The sequence below is a fragment of the Collinsella sp. LCP19S3_C9 genome, assembly GCF_052121575.1.
Taxonomy (GTDB): domain Bacteria; phylum Actinomycetota; class Coriobacteriia; order Coriobacteriales; family Coriobacteriaceae; genus Collinsella.
In genome coordinates this window covers 81,730-105,663 of the sequence record NZ_JBQKDZ010000008.1, presented here as the reverse complement: position 1 = coordinate 105,663, position 23,934 = coordinate 81,730, and the positions used below count along the sequence as shown (strand labels likewise).

The window sequence follows — 23,934 nt, the reverse complement described above, 5'->3', positions numbered from 1 at the left end:
AGGCAAAGCCAAAGAGAGAAAGAGGCACGCCTTTGCCAAACCTGAAACCTTTCCTTGCCACGTGTGAAAAGAACCGCTGCCTCAATTGAAAGCCCGAGCTTGACACAAACAGCGTTGGACTCCTCCTTGCTGAAGAAATCCTCCCTAGCAGGATGGCGCCGAGCGCCTCCGACGCCCACCGCCGCGATGAGCGCCAGGACGAGCCCCATGCATATGAGGTCGAGCGGGGCCACCTACAGCGCCTCCTCGGTCTCGTACACGTGGGCGTCGGCTCGGCTCGCGTCGGAGAGGCCGTCGTTGATCGCGGCGTGCATGTCGCAGGTGGAAAGAGCGTCCAGCTCCTCCTTCGTCACCTTGCCCGACTCGTAGTCGCGCACGATGGGGAGCTCGTGCATGTCGAACTTCTTGCCGGGCTTGAGCTTGTGCGCCAGCACCCACGACGCGGGTTTCCAGATGTACTTGTGCATGGCCGGAGACACGGAGCCGATCATCCAGCAGTTGCGGTCGCAGTGGCGCACGCAGCCGCGTACCTTCTCGGCCTGGGCGCTCCCCCACAGCTCATCCCAGGACTCGTCGTTAAGGTTGCCCATAACGAGCTTCTCCTTGGTGCCGTTGCAGGGCATTACGTCGCCGTAGGGGTCGATGAAGAACGTGTCGAACGCCATATCGCACGGGAGCAGGCGCTTCTGCCCATAGATGTAGTTGATGAGGCCCATGTTGAAGTACGCGCGGAACCACTTCTTGGGCTCGTTGGACTTGAGGAGCTCGTTTACCAGGTCCTCGAAGTTCTGGGCCACCATGGGACGGTCCTTGATGATGTTCTTCGCCTCGACAAAGTAGAAGCTGTTGTGCAGGCTGGCGGTGGCGAACTCCATGCCGAGCTCGTCGGAAAGCTTGTACAGCTGCACCAAGTCCGCAGCGTTGCGATCCTGCACCGTCATGCCAAAGCCCACGTCCGGGTGCTTCATTTCCACAAGCTTCTTGAGCGTCTCGTAGCCGCGGTTGAAGCCATCCTGGAGACCACGGATCTCATCGTTGGTCTGCTGCAAGCCCTCGATGGAGATGCGAATTCCCACCTGGGGGAATTCCTCGGCAAGAGCGATGATGCGATCCGTAAAGAAGCCATTGGTGGAAATGACGATACGGTCGGACTTCTTGTACAGCTCGCGCACGATATCTGCAAGGTCGGTCCTGATAAAGGGCTCACCACCGGTGATGTTGGTGAAGTACATACGTGGGAGCTTCTTGATCACGTCGAGGGAGAGCTCCTCCTCCGGACGGCTGGGAGCCTTGTAGCGGTTGCACATGGTGCAGCGCGCGTTGCAGCGGTAGGTGACGATGACGGTACCGTTGAGTTTCTTTTCGACCATCTATTTAACCTTTCAAAATCAAGCTGAATACAATTCGAGGGTCCGCTCGACGACGGAGTCCCAGTTGTAGGATTTCTCGACGTGTGCCTTGGCGGCGCCGCCGAGGACTCTCCCGCGGACACTGTCAGCGAGCAGGCCTTGCAGCGTGGCCCGCAGGGAATCGGCACTGCCCTTCTCGAACGTCACGCCGTTGCCGGCGAGGACGTCCGCGCACTCGGGGATGTCGCTCGTCACGCAGCAGCAGCCATATGCCATCGCCTCCAGCAGGCTCATGGGCATGCCCTCGACATCGGACGGCAGTACGTAGGCGTAGCAGTTGGAGTAAAGCTCCTCCAGGGGCTCGCCGTTCACGAAGCCGGTGAAGAGGATGCGGGGGTCGCCCTGCGCGGCCTCGCGAAGGGACACCTCGTACTCGGAGGTGTCCGAACCGCCGCCGGCGATGACAAGTTTCTTATCTGTATCAAGTCCCTTGAAGGCATCGATCAGGAGCTCGGGGCGCTTCTCGGGAACGAGCCGGCCCAGGTACAGCAGGTAGGAGCCCTCGTCGAGCCCCCACTCCTCCTTTATCTGATTGACCGGTCTCGGCTGTTTTACCTCGATACCGTTGGGGATGAACGTCGCCGTGCGGCCGTAGGCGTCCTGAAAATAGAACTGGGCCGATTTGGACAGGACGACGAGGCCGTCGGCCTTGGTGGCGGCCGCCCTCTCCCCCATCTTGATGTACGTGCTGGCGAGCTTCCCCCACTTGGCGCGCTGCCAGTCCAGGCCGTGGATGGTGGCGACGGTGCGGATGCCGGCGTGCCTGACCAGAGGCAGTGGCACGCAGGGACCCTCGGCGTGGTAGTGGATCACGTCGGGCCTGTTCTTGATGGCCGCCAGGGTGGCGAAGTACGAGGAGCTCAGCGCGGCGAGCCCCTTCTTGTCTATCGTCCTCACGGGGACGACGCGCACGCCGTCGACGGTGCGCTCGTGGCAGTCCGCGGCGTCGCCGGTCATGACGTCCGCACCGGAACGGTCATAACAGGTGACCTCGTGGCCGAGCGCCGCCATGCGGCGGGCGAGCTCGGTCACGACGACCTCCACGCCACCCTCGCGGGAGCCGTATCTCTTATGTCCGATCATCGCGATGCGCATCTAGCACGCACCCTTGCCGGTGATGACCTCAATAACCGTCAAGACAATAATCTTGAGGTCGGTCAAAATGCCTCGATTAACGATGTACTCAAGATCGCGCTGCACCATGCCATCAAAACCAGTTGAGTTTCGATCGGTAACCTGCCACCAGCCGGTGATCCCGGGCTTCACGGCCAGGCGCTGCAGGTCGTACTCGGTGTACTCCGCAACCTCGTTGGGCAGAGGCGGGCGCGGGCCCACGACCGACATCTGGCCCAGGAACACGTTCAGGAACTGCGGGAACTCGTCGATGGAGTGCTTGCGGATGAACTTGCCGATCTTGGTGACGCGCGGGTCTTCCTTCATCTTGAACATGGCGCCGGCGATCTCGTTCTGCTCCTTGAGCTCGGCGAGGCGCTCGTCGGCGTCTTTGTACATGCTGCGGAACTTCCACATGCGGAAGGTGGACAGGCTGCCGTCGCGGTGGGTCTGGCCCACGCGGATCTGGCTGTAGAACGGGTTGCCCTCGCTCTCCAGGCGGATGGCCGCGGCCAGCACCAGGCTGGGTATGGCGATGACTACCAGCACGCAGCCGCTGAACACGATGTCGAAGGCGCGCTTGACGGTGCGGTAGGCCAGGTGCGTGCGGTCCCAGTCCTTCACGGCCTGCATGGCCTTGTAGCGCATGCTCGCGTCACCGCCGCTCATTGCCTGGGCAACAAGCGCAGCCCCCACCGGCGCGTTTTGCCCTGTCACTTCTTTACTAGTCAAGTTCAAATCCACGTCCCTGCCCCCAGGGATCCCCCAATCGATGAATTCAAATTGCGAATGAATTGCCAGTGCGACGTCCCCTTACGTCTTACTGGGCACGTCTAACGGAAGCAGCTCCCTAAAAGCGGAGTCGCCTTCGCCCACGTCTACCAGGCACCAGCGCTTATGACGGTCGATCTTCTTAACCCGGGCTTCTTGCCCTACCAAGGGCCCCTGCTCTATGTGCAGCACACCGTCTTCTATGCGGGCTACGCTGTTGCGCACCACGCCGTCGTCGTCCAGTACGCTGCGGTACCAGTCCTGCGCATCGTCCGGCATGGGCATGTACGCCCGCTCCCTACTGCCGGCGATGCGACAGCCAAAGCTCAACTGGGCCAAAGCCCTATCGAGCGCGGCGGCATCGCGCGTGGCGACGAAGAAGTATTCCTTGTACATAGGTTTGGTTTGGAGCGACCAAGCGCCGTCCCGCTTAAACCAGAACTCCTTTTGCATCACAAAAGCGTCCTGCATCAACTCGTGCGGGATAATGCGGCGGACCTTTTCGCAGGTCTCGCGCTCTTTACCGTTGGGGGTGTGGACCAGATACCAGCGGACGCGGCCGTGCTGGCTATTGGTGGTGGCGCCGTTAAATGCGCCCGGCAGCTGCTCTTGGCGCCGTGCCGTCTGTTCCATCTCTCGCCCCCTTCTCTTGCTTTGCGATGCACGCAAATGCAGGGGCGTTTAGAACAGGCTTCTCGCTCGCAGCTAGGCGCAGTCGCAAAAGTACAGGTTTTTGTATCTTTCGATACAGGCCATTATACGAGCAATTTATTAACGTTTGCGCAGATTACGCAAAATGTACTGCCGGTAGACACATCTCCATACGCCTCTACAGAAACCTGTACCTTTTTGTGCAACAAAAAAAGCCGCTGTATCAGCGGCTTTTTCTCGTTTGGGCATTAAAAAAGGCGACCGCCCTTTGTGCACGGTCGCCTTTAGTTGTTGTGTAGTTTGCCTTAGGCGCGAGTCTTAATCTCCTCGGTCACCTTGGCCACAAACTCGTCAACACTCATCTGAACGGTCTCGTTGGAGCGATCGCGGACGGAGATGTTGCCGGCCTCGACCTCCTTCTCGCCCAGGATGAGCATATAGGGCACGCGGTCGATGCTGCGGGCCTCGCGGATCTTGTAGCCGATCTTCTCGTCGCGGTCGTCGCAGACCACGCGAATGCCGGCCTCCTCAAGCTTGGCGCACACCTCGTGGGCGTAGTCGCGGCTCTTCTCGGAGACCGGAAGCGCCTTGACCTGCACGGGAGCCAGCCAGGTGGGGAACTTGCCCGCAAAGTGCTCGATCAGAATGCCAATAAAGCGCTCGATGGAGCCAAAGCACACGCGGTGCAGCATAATGGGGCGCTTCTTGGTGCCGTCGGCGTCCACGTACTCCAGATCAAAGTTGAGCGGCATCTGGAAGTCGAGCTGCACGGTACCGCACTGCCAGGTACGGCCGAGCGAGTCCTCCAGGTGGAAGTCGATCTTGGGGCCGTAGAAGGCGCCGTCGCCCTCGTTGACCTCGTAGTCCATGTGCAGCTGCTCCAGAGCGGTGCGCAGGCCCTCTTCGGCTCGTGCCCAGTCCTCGTCAGAACCCATGGAGTCCTCGGGGCGGGTGGAAAGCTCAACGTGATACTTAAAGCCAAACTTCTGGTATACGGAGTCGATAAGGTTGACCACGCCCACAATCTCGTCGGTCAGCTGGTCGGGGCGCACAAACAGGTGGGCGTCGTCCTGGTTAAAGCAGCGCACGCGGAACAGGCCGTGCAGGGCTCCGCGCAGCTCGTGGCGGTGCACCAGGCCAATCTCGCCGGCGCGGATGGGCAGCTCGCGGTAGGAGTGCGGCTTGGAGGCGTACACCAGCACACCGCCCGGGCAGTTCATGGGCTTAATGCAGTACTCTTCGTCGTCGATGACGGTGGAGTACATGTTGTCCTTGTAGTGGTCCCAATGGCCCGAGGTCTTCCACAGCTGCTTGTTCATGATGAGCGGCGTGGAGATCTCCACGTAGCCGGCCTTGTGGTGGATCTCGCGCCAGTAGTCCAGCAGCGTGTTCTTAAGGATCATGCCGTTGGGCAGGAAGAACGGGAAGCCGGGGGCCTCGTCGCGCATCATAAAGAGGTCCATCTCGCGGCCGATCTTGCGGTGGTCGCGCTTCTTGGCCTCCTCCAGCATGCGCATGTGCTCGTCGAGCTCTTCCTTGGTGGCAAAGGCGACGCCGTTGATGCGGGTGAGCATCTTGTTGTCCTTGTCGCCCTTCCAGTAGGCGCCCGAGACGCCGGTAAGCTTAAAGGCCTTGAGGGCCTTGGTGTAGCAGATGTGAGGGCCGACGCACATGTCGATGTAGTCGCCCTGCTGGTAGAAGGTGATGCGGGCGTCGTCGTCCAGATCGCCGATGTGCTCGACCTTGTACTTCTCGCCGCGCTCCTCCATAAGGGCGATGGCCTCGGCACGGGACTTCTCGTACACGGAGAACTTGAGGTTCTCCTTGACGATCTTTTTCATCTCGGCCTCGATCGCGGGGAAGTCGTCCTCGCTGATCTTGACGCCCTCGGGCAGGTCGACGTCGTAGTAAAAGCCGTTGTCGGTCGCGGGGCCGTAGGCAAAATCGGCCTGGGGGTACAGGCGCTTGATGGCCTGCGCCATGATATGCGCGGCGGAGTGGCGGATGACGTGCGTGACCTCGTCCTGCGGGAGCTCGGCCACCGAACCGTCATTGTAGAGTGCCTTCATGGGTATGTTTTCTCCTCTCGGATGCCTTGTGCAAGTGCTGCTTGGCGCCGTGCGGTGTGCATTGCGCTTGCCGGCGCGTGCGTTTTGACTTGCATCATTATAGGCAGGTTACCTAGGTATACAAGCGCCCGCCGCACCTGAATGGCACGGCGGGCGAATTTCTACGCATGCTTCATCGCGTGGGGCGGGTGCAGGGCGCGCGGCGTTCGCGTGGCGCGCGGGGCCCGTGGCTTGCGGCCGGCCCGGCGATGGATGCGCTACTGAATGCGAGTTCGGCAGTAGGGGCAGACCTTCCAGTGCGCGTCGAGCGGGCGATGGCAGCTGGGGCACACGTTGCGAACCTGGGTGTCGCACACCGGGCAGACCACAAAGTCCTTCTCGATGGGCGCACCGCACTGCGGGCAGGTGCCGTACTGGGCAAGCTGACGCTCGCGCAAGGCCATGTCCAGCTCCTGCTCCTCGCGGTCGGCCGCATAGGAGTGCGGGCGCAGGACCAGGTAGGCGATGAGGCCTACAAACGGGATGAGGGCAATGATGCCCCATGCCACGTAAGCGCTGGCGCCGCGGCGACGGGCGTCAATAAACACATAGACGACCGACAGCACGTACAGGGCGATGATAAAGCCAACAAAGGCATAGATGACGCCCATAAGCTGCGGCGACATGAGCTCGGAGATGTACTTGGACATTACGGATACCTTTCGGGGTAGTTACAACTCGAGTTAGTGTAACACGGGGGTTAACGATTTGGCAGGTCGTAGGCATGGGCGGATAGAAACATCTCAATCTGTAACAGGTGAGAGCGGAATCCGGGTCCAGATGTTACAGAATTAGATAAACCGTTCTCTCCCCGACTACAATCTCGATCTGTAACATCTTGACTCCAAAATCAGTCCCTACTGTTACCGATCAAGATGAACGGTGAGCCCTCCGTTAAATATCTCAATCTGTAACAACTAGGGGCCAGAAATCCTTCTATCTGTTACAGATCAAGACAAAGGAAAATGTCCAATCTCAATATCTCAATCTGTAACAACAACTCGGCAAAAACAGGTCTAACTGTTACAGATTTAGACATTCGAAACCGACTGATGGGTTCATCTAAATCTGTAACATCTAGACCCCAAAACGGTCCCGAGATGTTACAGATCGAGACAGATGACCTCTCCCTGACTTTAAATCTCAATCTGTAACACATAGGACCGATTTTCTACTCTTACTGTTACAAATCAAGACAAACAGAAGGCCCGCCTGGCAAACGTCTCGATCTGTAACATCTGGAACCCAACTCTTCTGCTTACCGTTACAGAACGAGACAAACCTTTGACAACAGGGGTGCCAGACGAGGTCACCGATTGACCTGAGTCTCCCCTCGCCTGCCGTTGGCGGATGCAGCGGGGCTGTTCGCCGCATTGCCACTGCGCGGGGGATGCGCACACCGTAGGATAGCCTTATTGACAGCCTGTCAACTCGTCTTGGAGGCACTGTGACGGAAACGTTTGATATCGCGATTGTGGGCGCGGGCATCACCGGATGCGCCATCGCGCGGCAGCTCGCACGCTATGACCTGTCCATCTGCGTGGTCGAGGCGGCCAACGACATTGCCCTGGGCGCGTCGAAGGCCAACGGCGGCCTGGTGCACGCCGGCTACGATCCGGCGCCGGGCACCGTAAAGGCGCAGGTCAACGCCCGCGGCTGCGAGCTATATGGCACGTGGGCCCAGGAGCTGGGCTTTTTGTTTTGCCGCACCGGGTCCATGGTGCTGGGCTTTAGCGACCAAGACCGCGCGCAGCTGGAGCAGCTGCAAAGCAACGGGCTGGCAAACGGCGTACCCGAGTTGGCGATCATCGGGGCCGAGCGCATCCACGAGTTGGAGCCGCGCGCCAGCGCCCAGGCCACGTGCGCGCTGTGGTGTCCCTCGACCGGCTATGTCGATCCGTTTGAGGTCGCCATCGCCGCGATGGAGAACGCGGTCGCCAACGGCGTGACGTTTGTGCGCTCCGCACCGGTGGAGACGATCGAGGTAGCTCCCGGCGCTGGCGACATGAGCGGTGACGGGACCGCTCGTTTTACGCTGGTGACACCGGCCGGTGATGTGCGCTGCCGCTATTTGATTAACGCGGCGGGCAACGGCGCCGCAGACATCTCGCATATGGCGGGCGCCGAGGAGTTCCAGATGGTCTGGCGCCAGGGTAACATTGTGGTGCTGGACAAGGAGCCGCGTGCACTCATGCCGCTCTACCCCGTTCCCACGCCGGTTTCCAAGGGCGTCATCGTCACGGGCACCGTCCACGGCAACACGGTGATCACCGCGACGGCCGCTGTGCGCGAGGCGGGCGACACGCAGACCTATGCGAGCGATGTCGACGCTCTGCTGAGCGGCGCGCGCAAGCTGGTGCCCGACCTGGACACGCGCCGCGTGGTGCGAGCGTTTGCCGGCGGGCGTCCGGTCATTAAGGGAACGAACGACTTTTTTATTGGACAGTCCGCCGTGGTACCGTGGCTGTTCCAGGCGGCGGGCATTCAGTCGCCGGGCGTAGCGAGCGCTCCGGCCATTGCCGAGCGCATGGAGCACGTGATGCGCGAGGCGGGTGTTGCTTTGCGCGAGCGGGCCGATTGGGATCCGATTCGCCGCGCGCCGGACGACTTCGACCGTGCGCCGCTTGCGCGCAAGGAAGAGCTGATCGAGTCCGACCCCGCGTGGGGGCAGATTGTCTGCCGCTGCGAGACGGTGCCCGAAGCCGAAATCGTGGCCGCGATTCGACACCGCCCGGGTGCGGTCTCGGTCGAGGGCGTCAAACGCCGTTGCCGCGCCGGCATGGGTCGGTGCCAGAGCGGCTTTTGCCAGAGCCGAGTGGTGCGGATTCTGGCCCGCGAGCTGGGCTGCGATCCCAGCGAGGTGCTGCTGGAGGACACTGGCTCGTGGCTCGTTGAGGGACCTTTGAAGGGGGTGCGCTAGGATGGCGACGAGTATCGATATGGGTGCGGTATCGGGCGTCGAGTGCACTTGCGCAGATGCCGACAGGGTATCAATTGCTGCCGGCGCCGTGCAGACGCAGGCGTTCGACGTAGTCGTTATCGGCGGCGGACCTGCCGGCATGGCGGCCGCACTTGCCGCACACAAGGCCGGAGCGCGCGTGGCCATCGTTGAGCGCGAACAGCACCTGGGCGGCATCCTGCGCCAGTGCATCCACCCGGGCTTTGGCCTCTCACACTTTAAGCAGGAACTGACCGGTCCCGAGTACGCACAGCGCTTAATCGACCAGGTGCGCGAAACCGATATCGCACTGTTCCTGGACAGTATGGTGATTGGGATCGACTCAAGCGAGGACAAAGTCGCAGGCACGGGCGCAAGTGGCGCGGCGAGCGATGCCTCGGCACACACCGTCACGCTCATGAGCCCCGCCGGCGTGTTGCAGCTCACCGGGCGCGCCGTCGTCCTTGCCATGGGGTGTCGCGAGCGCACGCGCAGCGAGATCAAGATTCCCGGCAGCCGCCCCGCCGGCGTGTTTACCGCCGGCCTGGCGCAGCGATACATCAACATCGACAACCTCAAGCCCGGCTCGCGCGCCGTCATTTTAGGCTCGGGCGACATTGGGCTCATCATGGCGCGTCGCTGCACGCTCGAGGGGATTTCGGTCGAGGGCGTGTACGAGCTTATGCCATACGCCAACGGCCTGCGCCGCAATGTGAAGAACTGCCTGGACGATTTTGGCATTCCGCTGCACCTGTCCACCACCGTCACACGCGTGATTGGGCACGACCGCGTGGAGGCCGTCGAGGTGAGCCAGGTCGACGAAAATCTGGCGCCCATTCCGGGGACCGAGCGCATCGTTCCGTGCGACACACTGCTGCTTTCGGTGGGTTTGATTCCCGAGAACGAGCTTTCGGTAGGCGCGGGTGTTGAGCTTGACCCGCGCACGCGCGGCGCCGTGGTGGACCAGAGCCTGCAGACGGGCGTGCCAGGCATCTTTGCCTGCGGCAACGTGCTGCACGTGCACGACCTGGCCGATAACGTGACGGCCGAGTCCGAGCGTGCCGGTGCGGCTGCAGCGACGTACGCGCTGGGGACCGGCACGGATGTCGAGACGGGCGCTGGCTGCCAGCTCACGGTCTCCCCTGCCGACATTGCCGGCTACGCGCTGCCGGGACGCATTACGGCCGTGGCACTCACCAGGCTCAACTTCCGCGTGCGCCGGCCGGTCGATGCCGCCCGCGTGCGCATTCTGGCGGGCGACGAGGAACTGCTTACGGGCAAGGTCCGCGCGTTTAAACCGAGCGTTATGGAAAGCTTCCCGCTGCCGGCAAAGGTGATACAGCGAGCGCTCGACCTGGGTGCCAGCGAGATTATCCTTTCCGTCGAGCCCGTCGAGGAGGCATAGCCATGAGCACAAATGCGATCGAGACGCTACAGTTCAACTGCACCACCTGCCCATCCGAGTGCCTCCTTACGGTGGAAGTGGAGCGCGGGGCCGACGACCGCGTGGCGACGGTGCGCGCCGTGACCGGCAACAGCTGCCCGCGCGGCGATAAGTTCGCACATCAGGAGCTCACCTGCCCCATGCGCGTCCTCACTACCACCGTGGCGGTATCAGGCGGCGACGAGGCGCTGCTGCCCGTCCGCACGGCCGAAGCCATCCCGCTCGAACTCCATGCCCAGACCATGGACCTCATCCGCGGCCTAGTGGTCAAAGCCCCCATCCGCATGGGCGATGTAGTCCTCCCCAACCTCCTAGACACCGGTACCGACCTCATCGCCAGCATGGACATCGACCCGGCCTAAGCAGCTCGTTTGGGACGGTGCTCTTTTAGCTACCCCGCATCCGCCCCGCCCCTCCTCAATTGCGGTGAAATAATTCCCGATTTCCGCCAAAACCCCGGCATCAAGGAACGATTCCACCGCAACTTGCCTTGGGATCGGTATTTAGCTTGTGCCTACTTTAGTGCCATTTCAAAACTATGCCGGATTACGGGGCTGATTCGGAGACCCCCACCCATACCGGCAATTTTCGATTTTTGATAAGCCTTCTACCTGCGGTTTTAATTTCGCGATTTTTCCCATGGTCAAGTAATACAGGTCCAGCCCCGTAATCCGCCATAGTTTTGAAACCAGCCCATTTGGGACGGGACCATATTGACTACTTTTACCTATCAGCTCGCATGTTTGACGCAGCTAAAATAGCCCCGTCCCAAATTGACTACCCTGGCATTGGGGATACCATGGTGGCAACCTAACGAAAGGACGATGTATGGCACATGTCGATGACCAGCGCGTGGCACGCGTGCTCGATGCGCTCGAGGCTCAGCACCCCGGCGCGCAGCTGCTCGTAAACGACCCGTGGTCGATTTATTACCTGACCGGCTTTTATGCCGATATGTTCGAGCGTTTTTGCGGCGTACTGCTCGCACGCGGTAGCGAGCCCGTGATCTTGGTCAACGCGCTGCATCAGTTGCCCGAGTATGACAATGCCCGCGTCGCGTACCACACCGATACCGACGTCGTGGCCGACGCCATCGCTCGCGAGGTTGATCCGACCAAACCGCTCGGCATCGACACCGTCATGCGCTCCGGCTTCTTGATGCCCCTCATGGAGCGCCATGCCGCGAGCGAATTCTTCCTAGGCGATTTTGCCGTGACCGCCGCGCGAACCTACAAAGACGCCGCCGAGCAGGAGCTTATGCGCGTGTCCTCGGCCGCTAACGACGCCGTGATGGCCGACGCGATCGAGCTCGTCCACGAAGGCGTGACGGAGCGCGAGATCGCCGACCAGATGCTTGGCCTGTATCGCAAGCACGATTGCGAGGGCTTTAGCTTTCCGCCCATCGTGAGCTTTGGCGCCAACGCCGGCGACCCGCACCACGAGCCAGACGATACGGTACTCAAGCGTGGCGACGTGGTGCTGTTCGACATTGGCGGGCGTCGCCGCAACTATTGCTCGGACATGACGCGAACGTTCTTTTGGGGCGAGCCGGACGAGGAGACGGCGCGCATCTACGACATCGTGCGCCGCGCCAACGAGGCCGCTGAGGCGCTCATCGCCCCGGGCGTGCGTATGTGCGATCTGGACCGTGCCGCGCGCGACGTGATTGAGGACGCGGGTTATGGCAAGTACTTTACGCACCGTCTGGGACACTCGATCGGCCTGCAAGACCACGAGCCGGGTGACGTCTCGCTCGTCAACGAGCAGGTCGTGGAGACGGGCATGACGTTTTCCATCGAGCCGGGCATCTACCTCCCCGGCCGCACCGGCGTCCGCATCGAGGACCTTGCCCTGGTCACCGAGAGCGGCGTCGAGATTCTCAACGCCTACCCCCACGATCCGGTCCGCCTAGACTAGGCAATGCGGCAAAGGGACAGCCCCTTTGCCGCATCACATGAATGCCGCCACGATATGGGCCTATCTACTACGTTTAACCCGCATGGGGCGACCATGCGGGTATTTTTTGAAAATTGGCAAGCCTTCTACCTGCGGTTTTGATTTTGCGATTCTCGGCATGGTTGAGGGTAGCCGGTCAAACGTAGTAGATAGGCCCATTTCGTGGCGAGCAGGCAAACTAGCTACCCTGCGGAAGGGATCTAGCGGAGCAGACCGGCAACTTCGCCGGCCAGGGTGATGGTACCTGCTGCTACGAAGGGCTCGCCTGCGGCCTCAAAGGCTGCGAGGGCCTCGGACACGCTGGGGTACACGCCTGCGAGCTTATCGGAATCCACCAGGGCAGCAAGCTCCTCCGCCGGCAGGGCGCGATCGGAATCGGTCTGTGTGACGACCACGCGCGGGAAGGCCGGGATCAGCACGTCGACGATACCCGCCACGTCCTTGTCTGCCAGCGCGGCGCACAGCAACGTGGGGCGATTCTCTACGCACGGATCGATCTCGTCCAAGGCGCTCACAAAGTTCTCGCAGCTCTGGGGGTTATGGCAGGCGTCGATCAGCTTGAGCGGGTCGGTTCCCAACACATCAAAACGGCCCGGCGTGGGGCAGCCCATAAGCGAAGCATCAAGCGCCTCATGGTCGAGCTCGCGACCCAGATACCCCTCGCAGAGCATAATCGCGCACGCGGCATTCTGCGGCTGATACGCCGACTTAACCATGCTCGACGTATAAATCGCACGCGGCGTGGTACAGCTAAACTCAACCGTATCGCCCACATGCGCCGGCACCTTGGTCGTGGCGTGGCTCACCACCAGCGGCACCACACCACACTCGCGACAACGGTTGTCCATAACGCGCTGAACGCTCGGCTCATGCGTGCCCTCGCCCAGCACAACCAGGCGTCCGGGCTTAATGACGGCGGCCTTCTCCCCCGCAATGGCCTCGAGCGTATCGCCCAGAATGCGCGTGTGATCGAGTCCGATGCCCGTGATGGCAACGGCAACGGGATCGGTCGCGCTCGTGGCGTCCCAGCGACCGCCCATGCCGACCTCGAGCACGGCAACATCCACGCGAGCCTCGGCAAACACCACAAGCGCGGCGGCCGTCAGCAGGTCAAACGGCGTGATGGTATAGGCACGCTCCCCCGCCACCACGCGGCGCGCATTCACTCGATGCCCCGCCTCAACAGCAGCAGAAACGCCACGGGCAAACGCCTCATCGCTCACGACGTGCCCATCGACCTCCATGCGCTCGGGATAGCGAACAAGCTGCGGCGACGTATAAAGCGCAGCCTTGAGCCCCTCGCCGCGAAGGATAGCAGCCGAAAAACGCGCCGTCGAAGTCTTGCCATTGGTACCGGCAACCTGAATGCAATCAAAGTACTCGTCCGGCCGCCCCAGCTCATCGAGCATATCGACAACCGTCTCGAGCAGAGGACCAGCATCCCCAGAAATCCGCCCCGTATCGGCAGCAAGCCCCACAGCCTCATCAAACGAAAGCAACTCAAACGAGAAAGGAACGACATACGACCCAGAACGCTTAGCCATAACCCAAAGTCCCCTCAACATAAAAAGAGGCCCGAATCAACAACGAGCCCCTCCCATTCAAAATATCAGCCAAACACCGCTTTGCAGCAGAATCAAGGCCACAGCCAAGTGGCCTAACCCACCAGTTGCAAACAACCACGTAAACGACCTGGGAGCGGTTTGGGGCTTTGCTCGATACAAGTTCCGCACGAGCCGAAGGCCACTTAATGTGGCCTTCGTGCGAGCAGGACTGTCCGCAGTAGCGAGCAATGCCCCAAACCGCGTCCCCCAGTAACGCCTACGAGAAGTCAGCAACCTGAGCAGTCAGCGCCCCCAGGATCTCCTTGAGCTCAGCTGCACGGTCCCTCTTCTTCTGAACCACCGCGGGCGCGGCCTTGGCCACAAAGCCCTCGTTGGCGAGCGTCTTCTCGCAGCCGGCGAGCTCCTTCTGGGCCGCGGCAATCTCCTTCTCCAGACGTGCCTTCTCGGCCGAAAGGTCAACCTTGCCCTCGAGCACCACAAAGACCTCGACGCCGCTGTCGACCACGGCGATGCTCGCGGCCGGCTTCTCAACATCGGTACCCATGACCAGCGAGGCGGTATTGGCCAGCGGCTCGATGGTCGAGCGCAGGCTCTCGAGCTTCTCGATGTCCTCGGCACCGGCACGCACGACCACGTCGAGCTCGGCCTTGGGGCTCAAGCGATAACGCGAACGCGTGGCGCGGGCGGCAGAAACGACGGTGCGACACAGCTCAAACGCGCGCTCGGCGTCCTCGTCGACATACTTGACATAGTCGGCAGGCTCGGGCCACTTGGCGATCATGAGCGCCTCGGCGCGGTCCACGTTGCCCTCGGCGTCCAGGTCGAGCACGCTCGCCGGCATGTTGTCCCAGATCTCCTCGGTGACAAACGGCATGAGCGGGTGCATCAGACGAATAGAGGTATCGAGCACAAAGATCAGGTTTCGCTGCGCCTGGAGACGGCCCTCGCCCTTCAGGCGCGCCTTGGTGACTTCGACGTACCAGTCGCAGACCTCGTTCCAGAAGAACTGCTGCACGCCGCGGGCCATGTCGCCAAAGGTGTAGTTCTCGATGCCCTCGGTAACCATCTTGACGGCCTTGGCCAGACGGCTGAACATCCAGGCGTCGGCCGGCGTCTCCACGACGGGCTCGCCGGGCGTGTAGCCCTCCATGTTCATAAGCAGGAAGCGGCTGGCGTTCCAGATCTTGGTCACAAACGACTTGGCCTGCTCGGTACGCGGGCTGTCGATAAGCTTCTTGGTCTTCTTATCGATGTTCGCGTCAAACTTGACGTCCTGGTTGTTGGTGCAGAGCGTCAGCAGGTTGAAGCGCATGGCGTCGGCACCGTACATGCCAATGAGGTCCATGGGGTCAACGCCGTTGCCCTTGGACTTGGACATGCGGCTGCCGTCCTTGGCAAGAATCGTCGGGTAGATGACGACGTCCTTAAACGGCACCTCGTCCAGGAAGTACAGCGAGCTCATGACCATGCGGGCGACCCACAGCGCGATGATGTCGCGCGCGGTGACGAGTGCCGTCGTAGGGTGATGTCCCTCGAGCAGCTCCGGCTTTTGGGGCCAGCCCTGCGTGGCGAAAGTCCACAGCTGCGAGCTGAACCAGGTGTCCAGCACGTTCTCGTCCTGATGCACGTGATGACCGCCGCACTTAGGGCACACGTCGGTGTCCTCGGTAAGGGCATCCTCCCAGCCGCAGTCCTCGCAGTAGAACACGGGAATACGGTGGCCCCACCACAGCTGGCGGCTGATGCACCAGTCCTTGAGGTTCTCCATCCAGGTGGTATAGGTCTGCGTCCAACGCGCGGGGTGGAAGGTCACCTTGCCGGAGTTGACGGCATCGAGCGCCGGCCCCTTGAGCTTGTCGACGGCCACAAACCACTGCTCGGACAGCCACGGCTCCAGTGCGGAGTCGCAACGGTAGCAGTGCATGACGGAGTGATCGTGATCCTCGACGTGATCGAGCAGGTCGTGCTCCTCAAACCACTTGATGACGGCCTCGCGGCACTCCTCGCGGGTCATGCCGGTAAACTCGCCGTAGCCCTCGACGACCACCGCATGCTCGTCAAAGATGTTGATCTGCGGCAAGTCGTGGGCCTGACCCATGGCGTAGTCGTTGGGGTCGTGGGCCGGGGTGACCTTGACAAAGCCGGAGCCAAAGTTGGCGTCGACATGCCAATCCTCAAAGATGGGGATCTCACGGTCGACGATGGGGAGCTTGACGGTCTTACCCACAAAGGCGGCCTTCTCGGGGTCCTTCGGGGAGACGGCCACGCCCGTGTCGCCGAGCATGGTCTCGGGGCGCGTAGTGGCGACGACGATGTAGTCCTGGCCGTTGACCGGCTCGGTCAGCGGGTAGCGCAGGTGCCACAGGTGACCCTTCTCGTCCTTGTACTCGGCCTCGTCGTCCGAGATGGCGGTGGTGCAGTTGGGGCACCAGTTGACGATGCGCTTGCCGCGGTAGATCAGGCCGTCGTGGTACCAGTCGCAGAACACCTTGCGCACGGCCTGGGCGTAGTCCTCGTCCATGGTAAAGCGCTCGTTATCAAAGTCGACGGAGCAGCCCATACGCTTGATCTGCTCGACGATGATGCCGCCGTACTCGTGGGTCCAATCCCAGCAGGCGTCGACAAACTTATCGCGGCCGATCTCCAGGCGGCTGATGCCCTCGCTCTTGAGCTTCTTGTCGACCTTGGTCTGCGTGGCGATGCCGGCGTGGTCGGTACCGAGCACCCAGCGGGTGGACCTGCCGCGCATGCGGGCCATGCGGATGATGGCATCCTGGATGGAGTCGTCGGTGGCGTGACCCATGTGGAGCTTGCCGGTCACGTTGGGAGGCGGAATGGTGACAGTGCAGTCGCCCACGCCCTCACGGCGCTTGTAGTAGCCGCCGTCGAGCCACTTCTGCAGGATCGCCGGCTCGTTGGTCGACGGATCGTAGTTTTTGGGCATCTCTTCCATATATCTCTCCCGTCCCACCGGGGAGGAATGGAGGCCCGCCAGGGTCTGCATTCCTCCCCTTAGGTATCGATTACTTCAGTCTGATACGACTTCGCTGAGGCTTAAACAAACACACAGAATAACACAGGTAGTTGGGGTTATTGCGTATATATAAAATAGCCTCCGACCGCGGGTGGTCGGAGGCTATTCAAATTCACATTTGCGAAACCTACCATTTAGGGACAGGTTTATTTTGGTCGGTTTTATATGGGCAAACATCATTCTCCCTGATAAAACCTGCCAAAATAAACCTGTCCCTTTTTGGCAGGTTTAGCCGTAGATGCGCTGGGGCTGTTCGGTGCCCTTTACGGAGGCTTCGGTCACGATGACCTTGGCGACTCCTTCCTCGCTCGGCAGGTCGAACATCGTCTGCTGCAGCACGTCCTCGCAGATGGAGCGCAGGCCGCGGGCGCCGGTCTTGCGGGCAAGCGCCATGCGGGCAATCTCGTGCAGGGCGGCGTCCTCAAACTCAAGCTCAACGTCCTCGAGCTGGAACATCTTGCGGTACTGACGCACAACGGCGTTCTTTGGCTCGGTCAGGATCGACACCAGGTCGTCCTCGTCGAGCGCCTGTGTCTGGGTGACGACGGGCGTACGTCCCACAAACTCGGGGATCATACCAAAGGCGTTGAGGTCCTGCGGGAGCACCTGACGCAGCAGGTCGTTCTCGTCGACCGAGGTGGGGCCGGCGATCTCGGAGTTAAAGCCCACGCCCTTGTTGCCCACGCGATCGGCGATAATCTTGTCCAGACCCACAAAGGCGCCGCCGCAGATAAACAAGATATTGGTCGTGTCGATCTGCAGCAGCTCCTGCTGGGGGTGCTTACGGCCGCCGGTGGGCGGAACGCTTGCCACCGTGCCCTCAAGGATCTTAAGCAACGCCTGCTGAACGCCCTCGCCCGAAACGTCGCGGGTGATGGAGAGGTTCTCGGCCTTGCGGGCGATCTTGTCGATCTCGTCCACGTAGATGATGCCGACCTGCGCACGCTCAATATCGCCATCGGCAGCATTGATGAGCTTGAGCAGGATGTTCTCCACGTCCTCGCCCACGTAACCGGCCTCGGTGAGTGCGGTGGCGTCGGCGATGGCAAACGGCACCTCGAGGATGCGCGCGAGCGTCTGGGCGAGCAAGGTCTTACCGGTACCGGTGGGACCGAGCAGCAAGATGTTAGACTTGGCGAGCTCCACCTCGTCCATATCGTCGTCGAGCCGCGAACCCGCACCCGAGGCCTCGTCAAAGGCCGAAAGCGCGGCGCCGCCCTCGATCACGCGACGGTAGTGGTTGTACACGGCAACCGACATGGCGCGCTTGGCGTCTTCCTGACCCATGACATAGGCCGAAAGCTCGTCATAGATCTCATGCGGGGTCGGCACGTGCGTAATGACCTGACGCACGTCGTCCTCGAGCTCAAAGCCCTCGGCCTCGGGATCCATGGCAGGCTGCCCGGCAGCCTGACCGTGGTCGTTGAGGAAGCCCGGCAGCTTGCCGTTGCAGGCGGCATCCATAAAGTCCGAAGCCAGCGACTCCTCCAAGATCTCGGAGCAGGCGGCAACGCACTCGTCGCAGATAAAGATGTTGGTAGGGCCCTTTACAAGGCGGCGCACCTGACCCTGCTCTTTTCCGCAGAAGGAGCAGCGGATGGGGTTGCCGTTCTCGTCAAAGTTGTCCTGCATGTTACCGGCCATCCTAGGCGTCCTTCGCGGCAAGATCGCGCGAGGTGACGATACGGTCGATCAGGCCATAGTCGAGGGCCTCGGCAGCGGTCAGGTAGTTGTCGCGCTCGGTATCGGCCTGGACCTTCTCGATCGGCTGGCCCGAGGCGTCGGACAAGATCTGGTTGAGCTCGCGACGGGTCTTCTTGATCTCCTCGGCCACGATCTCGATCTCGGTCTGCTGACCCTGGGCACCGCCACTGGGCTGGTGAATCATGACCTTGGAGTGCGGCAGGCAGAAGCGCTTGCCCTTGGCGCCGGCCGAAAGCAGCACGGCGGCCATAGACGCGGCCATACCGACGCAAATGGTGGAGACCTGCGGCTTGATAAAGTTCATAGTGTCCAGAATCGCCAGGCCGGAGTAGACCTCGCCACCGGGCGAATTGATGTAGAGCGAGATATCCTTCTCGGCATCCTGGCTCTCAAGATGCAGCAGCTGGGCAACGACCAGGTTGGCGCTGACGGAGTTGATCTCCTCGCCCAAGAAGATGATGCGGTCGTTGAGCAGGCGCGAATAGATATCGTAGCTGCGCTCGCCGCGCGGCGTCTGCTCGATAACGTATGGCACGAGGGCGGAATCGAACTTAGCGATCATACGCATCTCCATTTCTCTCTTGCGGACCAAATTGGTTCTAGATAAACGTACGGTGCCCGCATGCTATGCATTGGCTGGCACCGTACGAAGCAACCGAATAACCGGTTTATAACTTTACCCCATCACGGGCGCCTGCATGCGCTCGCGGGAAAGGTGGCGAGAATTACTCGGCGTCCTTGGCGGTCTCGTCGACCTCGGTCACCTTGGCGTTCTCGACCAGGTGGTCGACGGCCTTGGAGCGACGGATGGACTCGCGGACGGCAGGCATGCGTCCATCGGCGATGAATTCGGCCTTGGAAGCCTCGACGTCCTTGACGCCGGCCTTCTCGAACTCGGCGTTGACGTCGTCCTCGGTGACCTCGATCTTGAGCTCACGGGCGAGGGCGTCGAGCGCCAGGGACTCGCGGGCAACGTCGTTGGCCTGCTTGTGCAGGTCGCCGATGAACTGCTCCATGGTCAGGCCGGAAGCGGGCAGCCAGGTGTCCAGCGTCATGCCGCGGGCAGCGAGGTTGGACAGGAAGTTCTGGCCAAGCTCCTCAAAGACAGACTGCTCGTAGTCGGCGTCCATCTCCTCGAGCTGCAGACGCTCGGCGAGAGCGGCGACGCAACGGTTCTCCTTCTCGGCCGGAAGGCGGGAAGCCTTGTCCTGCTCGATCTCGAGCTTGATGGCGTCGCGCATAGCGTCGATGCTGTCGAAGCCAAAGTCGGACTTGACAAGCTCGTCGGTGAGCTCGGGGGTGTTGCGGACCTTGATGCCCTTGACGGTGACCTCGACGGTGTGGGTCTCGGCCTCCTCGCCATCCTCGACCTCGTCGGTCCAGGTGACGGTCTTGACGTTGTCGACGTTAGCACCGATCAGAGCCTCGTTGAACTCCTTGGGGTTGCTGTCGCTACCGGCGATGAGCATGCGGCCCTCGGCAGCGAAGTTGTCGGCGTTCTCGACGGCCTTGAGGTCGACGGTAACGTAGTCCTCGGCCTCGACGGCACGATCCTCGACGTCCTCGAAGGTGGCACGGTAGTTGAGGAGCATCTCGACCTGGTTGTTGATCTCGGACTCGGTGACCTCCGCGGGAGGCATCTCGATCTCGACGGCGTCGTAGGAGGAGAGCTCGGCGGCAGGACGCAGAGAGAACTCGACGGTGTAGGTGTAGTCCTCGTGATCCTTGGCGAGGTCGAGCTCCTTGTAGTCACCGTTCTTGGTGGGGACGATGTCCAGCTCGTTGAGGACGGCGGGCTCGTTGGCGGCGATCAGATCGTTGGTGGCCTGAGCGAGGGTGGCCTCGGCGCCAAGAGCAGCGTCGATGACCGGACGGGGGGCCTTGCCGGCACGGAAGCCCGGGAAGCGGTACTTCTTGGCGGTGTCCTTGTAGGCCTTCTTGATCGCGGCGTCGACGTCGGCGGCCGGGATGGTGACCGTAGCGGTGAGCTTGGCGTCCTTGACGTCAGAAGCGGTGATGTTCAACACGTTCCTCCTCATACTGCCCAGCTTATCTGAGGTGCTGGTACCTTTATGCAACAAAGTGTCGCGACGGCCGAGGCCGACGCAGGTGCGTTGGTGCGGGCGAAAGGACTCGAACCTTCACGGGAATCCCACCAGAACCTAAATCTGGCGCGTCTACCAATTCCGCCACGCCCGCATGAGCGCACAGACTAGGAATGATAGCAGATACGAACGGCAAGCGCACGCACTCCTTTTTAGGCCCACGACCTCACCACGAGTTACAGCGGAACAGGGTAGCTAATTTGGGACGGGGCTTTTTTAGCTACCCCGCTTATGGGGGTAGCTAAAAAAGCCCCGTCCCAAATTAGCTACCCCCATCGGCTATCTCACGCAGCCCACAATTCGGTTGAAAAGTGGGCTGCAGTTTCCTCGGGCTTGCCAAAGAGCGGCGGCTGCCGCGCCTCGCCTACTCCCCCAGCAGGGCCTTCTCGGGCGTGATCGGCAGCGAGCGAACCTGGTGGCCGGTGGCGTGCGCCACGGCCGAGGCAACGGCGGCGAGCGGTGTGTTGATGACGACCTCGCCGATCGACTTGGCTCCAAACGGGCCCGTCGGCTCGTAGCTCGGCTCAAAGGCCACGCGAATGCTGCCGATATCCAGGCGCGTGGGCAGCTTGTAGCTCATAAAGTTACCGGTGCGCAGGCGACCGCGGTCGTCGTGCTCGACAATCTCGTAGAGCGCGTGACCGATGCCCTGGGCAATGCCGCCCTCGGCCTGAACGCGCGCGAGTGCCTCGTTGATCACGGTGCCGCAGTCCACAGCCGCCGCATAGTCCACCACAGTCACCTTGCCGGTGGCCTTGTCGACCTCGACCTCGGCAATGCCGGCCATAAACGGCGGAGGCGAAACGGGCAGGCAGGCAGAAGCATGCGAGGTGAGCGCGTCGCCGCCCGCGATGTTCTTGACGCACAGGTTGGCAAAGTCGCGCAGCGTGAGGTAGCGGCCGCACTCGCGAGCGGCGCGCTCGTCAGACAGACGCACGTACTGGCCGTCGAAGACCACGTCGGCGGCGTCCACGTCCCACATCTGGGCGGCCTTGGCGCAGATCTTCTCGCGCAGCTCGGTCGCGGCATTCTTGGCTGCCAGGCCCGTCACGTACGTACCCGAGCTCGCGTACGAGCCGGCATCGAACGGCGAGACGTCGGTGTCCACGCCGCGCACCACGATAAGCGAGCTCTCCACGCCCAGCTCCTCGGCGGCAATCTGCGCCAGGATCGTGTCGACGCCCATGCCGTTATCGGTGGCTCCGGTGCCGATGGTAATGAAGCCGTCCTCTTCCAGGCGCATGTCGATGCCGGCGATATCCACATTGGAAATGCCCGAGCCCTGCATGGTGAGCGCGCAGCCCAGAGCACGCACGCGGTCGCCCAGGTCCACGGCCAGCGGCTTGTCGCGCCAGCCGATCATGTCCATCGCACGCAGCAGGCAGCGGTCGAGCGCGCAGGCGTTGAGCTTTTCGTTGTAGTACTGCGGCATAATCTCGCCCTCGCGCACGATGTTCTTAAGACGCAGGTCGGCGGGATCCATGTGCAGCATGTCGGCGAGCTCGTTGACGGCGCTCTCCACGGCAAACTGGCCCTGGGTGGCGCCGTAGCCGCGATACGCACCGCCGCGGTTGGTGTTGGTGTAGACGGCGTCCCACCTAAAGCGGCTCGCCTTCACGTGGTTGTAGATGGGCAGGCTCTTGTGGCCCGAGAGGCCGATCGTCGTGGTGGCATGTTCGCCATACGCGCCGGCGTTGGACAACGTGTGCAGGTCGATGGCCGTGATGGTGCCGTCTTTCATGGCGCCCAGCTTGACGGTCATCTGCATCTGGTGACGCGAGTTGCCCGCAGTGATGGTCTCCTCGCGGGTGTAGCAGCAATAGCTCGGACGGCCAGTCTGCTGCGTCACGAACGCCACGAAGATCTCGCAGCAGCCCGTCTGCTTGGAGCCAAAGCCGCCGCCGATGCGCGGCTTAATAACCTGCACCTGCGACTGCGGAATGTCGAGCGACTGCGCGACCATGCGGCGTACATGAAAGGGCACCTGCGTGGAGGTGGTCACCGAGATGCGGCCGAACGCGTCGGTCGTCGCGAAGGCACGGAAGGTCTCCATGGGCGCGGTCTGCGTGGCCTGGCTGGTGTAAGTGCGCTCAAAGACGATGTCGCTCTGGGCGAAGGCCTCGTCCAGGTCGCCAAAATCGCTGGTACCGCTGCACACCAGGTTGCGAGCAACGTCGCCGCCCTGCGGGAACATAAAGGTCACGTCGCCCTCGGGGTGGACCACGATGTCGTTATCGAGCGCCTGGGTAAAGTCGAGCAGGGGCTCGAGCACCTCGTAGTCGACCTTGATGAGCTTGAGTGCCTTGTCGGCGGCCTCCTCGGTCTCGGCGGCGACGATCGCCACCTCCTCGTTTTGGTAGCGCACCAGGTTCTCGAGGATCAGGCGGTCGTAGGGGCTCGGCTGCGGATAGCTCTGGCCGGCGATGGTAAAGCGGCGCTTGGGCACGTCCTCGTAGGTGTAGACGCCCACCACGCCGGGCACCTTCAGGGCGCGCGACGTATCGATGGAGCGGATCTTGGCACGGGCATACGGGCTGCGCTTGAGCTTGACGATAAGGGCGCCGGCGGGCACCAGGTCTCCTGTGTAGACGGGACGCCCCTCGAGCAGGGCCTTCGAGTCCTTCTTGGGCTGCTTATGGGTGATCTGCTTGTACGAGACACCATCGCAGCTGGTGTCGTTGACCGGAAGCTCGGGCATCTCAAAGCCCACCTGCACGCCGGACTCGTTAAGGAAGCGGACGATGGCGCGCAGCTGGCTCTCGTAGCCGCTGCAACGGCAGAGGTTGCCGGCGAGCTGGCGCGAGAGCTCCTCGCGCGTGGCGACGAGGCTCGGGTCCTCCTTGGCGGCGCGGGCAAGCGCCAGCACGTTCATGATGAGGCCGGGGGCGCAAAAACCGCACTGCTCGGCACCTTCGGCAGCCATTGCGTGGGCGAGCGCCTCGGACTCGGCCTTGAGGCCCTCGAGCGTGGTGACGGAGCGGCCCTCAACGCGCGCAGCGGGAACCGAGCAGCTCAGCACCGGGTCGCCGTCGAGCCACACCGTGCACAGGCCGCAGTTGGTGGTTTCGCAGGCGCAGCGCACCGACGCGCAGCCCTGCTCGCGCAGCAGCGCAAAGAGCATGGTGTCGGGGGCAAT

17 protein-coding genes, 1 tRNA gene and 1 pseudogene are annotated in these 23,934 nt (G+C 62.0%); 4 read left to right on the top strand and 15 right to left on the bottom strand.

All coding sequences use genetic code 11. From position 1 onward, the window contains the following. The 7 genes from ACTQXI_RS05475 to ACTQXI_RS05445 form a co-directional block, all read right to left on the bottom strand. A partial coding sequence (locus ACTQXI_RS05475; protein WP_441548410.1) for a hypothetical protein occupies nt 1–233 on the bottom strand: 233 nt, incomplete at its 3' end. Then, on the bottom strand, nt 234–1,370 hold the full coding sequence (locus tag ACTQXI_RS05470; protein WP_441048657.1) for a radical SAM/SPASM domain-containing protein: 1,137 nt from the start codon (nt 1,368–1,370) through the stop codon (nt 234–236). A gap of 18 nt (nt 1,371–1,388) precedes the next feature. Beyond that, nucleotides 1,389–2,504, bottom strand: a complete 1,116-nt coding sequence (locus ACTQXI_RS05465) for a glycosyltransferase family 4 protein (protein ID WP_441048656.1) — start codon at nt 2,502–2,504, stop codon at nt 1,389–1,391. After that, on the bottom strand, nt 2,505–3,254 hold the full coding sequence (locus tag ACTQXI_RS05460; RefSeq protein ID WP_441048655.1) for a sugar transferase: 750 nt from the start codon (nt 3,252–3,254) through the stop codon (nt 2,505–2,507). Nucleotides 3,255–3,335: 81 nt separating this feature from the next. Continuing rightward, entirely contained in the window at nt 3,336–3,926 is a 591-nt protein-coding gene (locus ACTQXI_RS05455; protein WP_441048654.1) for a hypothetical protein, read from the bottom strand. Nucleotides 3,927–4,249: 323 nt separating this feature from the next. Continuing rightward, the gene (gene thrS, locus ACTQXI_RS05450; protein WP_441016167.1) at nt 4,250–6,013 is read right to left on the bottom strand and encodes a threonine--tRNA ligase; all 1,764 of its coding nucleotides are present in this window, start codon (nt 6,011–6,013) and stop codon (nt 4,250–4,252) included. Between the two features lie 257 nt (nt 6,014–6,270). After that, nucleotides 6,271–6,702: a double zinc ribbon domain-containing protein gene (locus ACTQXI_RS05445; protein ID WP_006234085.1), complete on the bottom strand. Its 432-nt coding sequence runs from the start codon at nt 6,700–6,702 to the stop codon at nt 6,271–6,273. Nucleotides 6,703–7,499: 797 nt separating this feature from the next. Between ACTQXI_RS05445 and ACTQXI_RS05440 the strand changes: the two genes are divergently transcribed. The 4 genes from ACTQXI_RS05440 to ACTQXI_RS05425 all read left to right on the top strand — a co-directional run bounded on the left by ACTQXI_RS05440 (nt 7,500) and on the right by ACTQXI_RS05425 (nt 12,351). Further along, a complete protein-coding gene (locus ACTQXI_RS05440) occupies nt 7,500–8,972 on the top strand; it encodes an NAD(P)/FAD-dependent oxidoreductase (protein WP_441048653.1) in 1,473 nt (490 codons plus the stop codon). A 1-nt stretch (nt 8,973) separates the two neighbouring features. Further along, nucleotides 8,974–10,395: an NAD(P)/FAD-dependent oxidoreductase gene (locus ACTQXI_RS05435; protein WP_441048652.1), complete on the top strand. Its 1,422-nt coding sequence runs from the start codon at nt 8,974–8,976 to the stop codon at nt 10,393–10,395. 2 nt (nt 10,396–10,397) lie between these two features. After that, nucleotides 10,398–10,796: a DUF1667 domain-containing protein gene (locus ACTQXI_RS05430; RefSeq protein ID WP_427728710.1), complete on the top strand. Its 399-nt coding sequence runs from the start codon at nt 10,398–10,400 to the stop codon at nt 10,794–10,796. Nucleotides 10,797–11,262: 466 nt separating this feature from the next. Next, nucleotides 11,263–12,351 (top strand): M24 family metallopeptidase, encoded by a 1,089-nt coding sequence (locus tag ACTQXI_RS05425; RefSeq protein ID WP_441548409.1) that lies wholly within the window; start codon nt 11,263–11,265, stop codon nt 12,349–12,351. Between the two features lie 239 nt (nt 12,352–12,590). On the opposite strand, the gene ACTQXI_RS05420 is transcribed toward ACTQXI_RS05425, so the two are convergent. The 8 genes and pseudogenes from ACTQXI_RS05420 to ACTQXI_RS05385 all read right to left on the bottom strand — a co-directional run. Continuing rightward, nucleotides 12,591–13,934, bottom strand: coding sequence for a bifunctional folylpolyglutamate synthase/dihydrofolate synthase (locus tag ACTQXI_RS05420; RefSeq protein WP_441548408.1), 1,344 nt, complete (start codon nt 13,932–13,934; stop codon nt 12,591–12,593). Nucleotides 13,935–14,211: 277 nt separating this feature from the next. Further along, nucleotides 14,212–16,908, bottom strand: a complete 2,697-nt coding sequence (locus tag ACTQXI_RS05415) for a valine--tRNA ligase (protein WP_441548407.1) — start codon at nt 16,906–16,908, stop codon at nt 14,212–14,214. Between the two features lie 309 nt (nt 16,909–17,217). Beyond that, nucleotides 17,218–18,633: an ATP-dependent Clp protease ATP-binding subunit ClpX gene (gene clpX, locus ACTQXI_RS05410; protein WP_154515377.1), complete on the bottom strand. Its 1,416-nt coding sequence runs from the start codon at nt 18,631–18,633 to the stop codon at nt 17,218–17,220. 1 nt (nt 18,634) lies between these two features. Next, entirely contained in the window at nt 18,635–19,255 is a 621-nt protein-coding gene (locus ACTQXI_RS05405) for an ATP-dependent Clp protease proteolytic subunit (RefSeq protein WP_022095182.1), read from the bottom strand. A 163-nt stretch (nt 19,256–19,418) separates the two neighbouring features. Continuing rightward, nucleotides 19,419–20,720, bottom strand: a complete 1,302-nt coding sequence (gene tig / locus ACTQXI_RS05400) for a trigger factor (RefSeq protein ID WP_441548406.1) — start codon at nt 20,718–20,720, stop codon at nt 19,419–19,421. 88 nt (nt 20,721–20,808) lie between these two features. After that, a tRNA-Leu gene (locus ACTQXI_RS05395) sits at nt 20,809–20,892 on the bottom strand. Between the two features lie 270 nt (nt 20,893–21,162). Next, entirely contained in the window at nt 21,163–23,370 is a 2,208-nt protein-coding gene (locus ACTQXI_RS05390) for a xanthine dehydrogenase family protein molybdopterin-binding subunit (RefSeq protein ID WP_441535911.1), read from the bottom strand. A gap of 180 nt (nt 23,371–23,550) precedes the next feature. Continuing rightward, nucleotides 23,551–23,919, bottom strand: a pseudogene (locus tag ACTQXI_RS05385) ((2Fe-2S)-binding protein); the annotation flags it as partial. Between the last annotated feature and the right edge of the window lie 15 nt (nt 23,920–23,934).

What these genes read in the sequence shown, in the direction of transcription:
- clpX (WP_154515377.1), bottom strand. Translation starts at nt 18,633, where the DNA reads ATGGCCGGTAACATGCAGGACAACTTTGACGAGAACGGCAACCCCATC.
- ACTQXI_RS05430 (WP_427728710.1), top strand. Translation starts at nt 10,398, where the DNA reads ATGAGCACAAATGCGATCGAGACGCTACAGTTCAACTGCACCACCTGC.
- ACTQXI_RS05445 (WP_006234085.1), bottom strand. Translation starts at nt 6,702, where the DNA reads ATGTCCAAGTACATCTCCGAGCTCATGTCGCCGCAGCTTATGGGCGTC.
- ACTQXI_RS05420 (WP_441548408.1), bottom strand. Translation starts at nt 13,934, where the DNA reads ATGGCTAAGCGTTCTGGGTCGTATGTCGTTCCTTTCTCGTTTGAGTTG.
- ACTQXI_RS05405 (WP_022095182.1), bottom strand. Translation starts at nt 19,255, where the DNA reads ATGATCGCTAAGTTCGATTCCGCCCTCGTGCCATACGTTATCGAGCAG.
- ACTQXI_RS05465 (WP_441048656.1), bottom strand. Translation starts at nt 2,504, where the DNA reads ATGCGCATCGCGATGATCGGACATAAGAGATACGGCTCCCGCGAGGGT.
- ACTQXI_RS05435 (WP_441048652.1), top strand. Translation starts at nt 8,974, where the DNA reads ATGGCGACGAGTATCGATATGGGTGCGGTATCGGGCGTCGAGTGCACT.
- ACTQXI_RS05470 (WP_441048657.1), bottom strand. Translation starts at nt 1,370, where the DNA reads ATGGTCGAAAAGAAACTCAACGGTACCGTCATCGTCACCTACCGCTGC.
- thrS (WP_441016167.1), bottom strand. Translation starts at nt 6,013, where the DNA reads ATGAAGGCACTCTACAATGACGGTTCGGTGGCCGAGCTCCCGCAGGAC.
- ACTQXI_RS05425 (WP_441548409.1), top strand. Translation starts at nt 11,263, where the DNA reads ATGGCACATGTCGATGACCAGCGCGTGGCACGCGTGCTCGATGCGCTC.
- ACTQXI_RS05455 (WP_441048654.1), bottom strand. Translation starts at nt 3,926, where the DNA reads ATGGAACAGACGGCACGGCGCCAAGAGCAGCTGCCGGGCGCATTTAAC.
- ACTQXI_RS05415 (WP_441548407.1), bottom strand. Translation starts at nt 16,908, where the DNA reads ATGGAAGAGATGCCCAAAAACTACGATCCGTCGACCAACGAGCCGGCG.